This is a genomic window from Rhizobium sp. BR 317, from assembly GCF_047445835.1.
GTDB lineage: Bacteria > Pseudomonadota > Alphaproteobacteria > Rhizobiales > Rhizobiaceae > Rhizobium > Rhizobium paranaense.
The window spans coordinates 1-1,738 of record NZ_JARWLB010000103.1 but is presented as its reverse complement, the minus strand read 5'-3'; the positions used below and the strand labels follow the sequence as shown (position 1 = coordinate 1,738).

4 protein-coding genes are annotated in these 1,738 nt (G+C 60.6%); 2 read left to right on the top strand and 2 right to left on the bottom strand.

What is annotated here, in order from left to right:
* Positions 1–266, bottom strand: a 266-nt coding sequence (locus QD357_RS32035) for a ParB N-terminal domain-containing protein (RefSeq protein ID WP_414126039.1), incomplete at its 3' end; no start/stop codon positions are given.
* 371 nt (positions 267–637) lie between these two features.
* Between QD357_RS32035 and QD357_RS32030 the strand changes: the two genes are divergently transcribed.
* Both QD357_RS32030 and QD357_RS32025 read left to right on the top strand, forming a co-directional pair.
* On the top strand, positions 638–904 hold the full coding sequence (locus QD357_RS32030) for a type II toxin-antitoxin system ParD family antitoxin (RefSeq protein ID WP_414126038.1): 267 nt from the start codon (positions 638–640) through the stop codon (positions 902–904).
* Entirely contained in the window at positions 901–1,197 is a 297-nt protein-coding gene (locus QD357_RS32025) for a type II toxin-antitoxin system RelE/ParE family toxin (RefSeq protein WP_414126037.1), read from the top strand. Before QD357_RS32030 ends, QD357_RS32025 begins: the two co-directional genes overlap by 4 nt.
* Before the next feature lie 45 nt (positions 1,198–1,242).
* Here the strand turns inward: QD357_RS32025 and QD357_RS32020 are convergent.
* Positions 1,243–1,738 (bottom strand): hypothetical protein (locus QD357_RS32020; protein ID WP_414126036.1); only part of this gene is annotated, 496 nt, incomplete at its 5' end.

Below are 1,738 nucleotides of genomic sequence, written 5' to 3'. Positions count from 1 at the left end.
GCGCCGTTGTCGTTTGCGGCCTCGACCACCAGGACCTCGATCTCGTCGAAGCCAGCGGCAACCGCCTGGCGGCGGCGGCGATGACCCGCCTCGATGATTAAACCATTACCGCCGTCGCGTTCCGGAAAGACGACGKGCGGCTGGATGATGCCGACGGCCCTGATCGTCGCCAACAGCAGGGCGTCCGCCTGCGGCGTCGACTTCGACTGGCGCGTGCTGTCGGGGTTATCCTTCAGCGCACGCGGATCGACCTTCATGAGATACATGGGATGCTCCTTTTCCGGGGGTTTTGGGACGCGGCTCCTGCCGGTCCTTCCAGTCTTCATTCCTTCCTGAAGACACCTTCCGGACCGCGGAGCGGGCGGCCGGGGGCAACTGCGGTCGAGCATCGCTGCCGCGAAGGACGAGCGGGGCTGGCAGCCCTGCGAAGGACGAGTGGCCGGGATGCGGAGACGGCGGTTGAGCGCAAGCGGCGACCGGCGGACCGATCTGCGAGCGGGGTTTCCCTCCCTTTTCATCTTCCATTCCTCTTTCCGGTTTCACCGCGCACATTTGGAATGTGAGTGATTGCGACGCGGATTGATAATAGTTGATAATGTGCCTATCTTGTCTTGCAYCACATCAGATGGAGGACCGCATGATCAGTGCCGATCTGGGAAAGCAGCTCGAAAGCTATATTCAGCAACTCGTCGACACAGGACGCTATGGTTCGAAAAGCGAAGTCCTGCGGGAAGGTGTGCGACTGGTCCAGGACCGCGAGACGCGGCTTGCGGCGCTGGATGCGTCCATCATGCGTGGCATTGCTGATGCCGACGCTGGCCGAACGAAGCCGGCGAGCGATGTCTTCKATCGACTTGAGGCCAAATACAGCGCGATGGCTGACAAAGCCGAAAAATCGGCATGATCCTCGAGTTTTCCAACGAGGCGGAAAATGATCTCGAGCAAATCGCCGACTATATCGCTGCGGACAATCCCCGGCGCGCGCTGTCATTTATCCGAGAGCTGCGGAGCAAATGCGAGGATCTCATCGATAGTCCGAACGGCTTCACTCTCGTCCCCCGCTACGAGCACTATGGTATCCGTCGGCGCGTTCATGGCAATTATCTGATCTTTTACCGCGTCGAGAGCACGAAGGTGGTMATCGTCCATGTCCTGCATGKCGCCACCGACTACGGCGCCATTTTGTTCGGTGATTGATTTCAGCCGTTCGATATAAGATGATCGTCCGCTCGAACAGCAGCTCTAGGCGGCTGCCTTCTGCGTTTCGTCATCATCGCGGGCGTATTGCGCCAGCGCCTCATCGACCTCCCGTAGTTGCCGACGTTTGTCGGCCAGTTCCTCCACAAACGCGAACGCAGCTCCCTCGCGCGAGTGATAGGAGGCGAGGCGCTTGCGGGCGTCCTGCGACCGTTGGCGATAGCGTTCCCGCTCGCCGTCAAAATCGTCAAGCGCATGCTCGAGGCGGGATATGGCGCCAAGCGGCGTCACGGTCACAGCCAGATCGATCTCGTGGGTCCCACCGGTGCGCTGGAGGAGCGTCGTATAGCGATATCCGTCGCGCTTACCGAAGCGTTCGCCTTCGAACACKAGATCGAAGCCTCCAATCGCGGCGATGACKATCTCGCCCTCCTGCTGGAGCTGAACAAGCGTGAGGATTTCCTTCATCAAGGCGCKACCAGCGGCCCTCCGCTCGTCGAAAGGCTCGCCGATGGTCATGGTAAAGGCGTCAGCCGCGGTC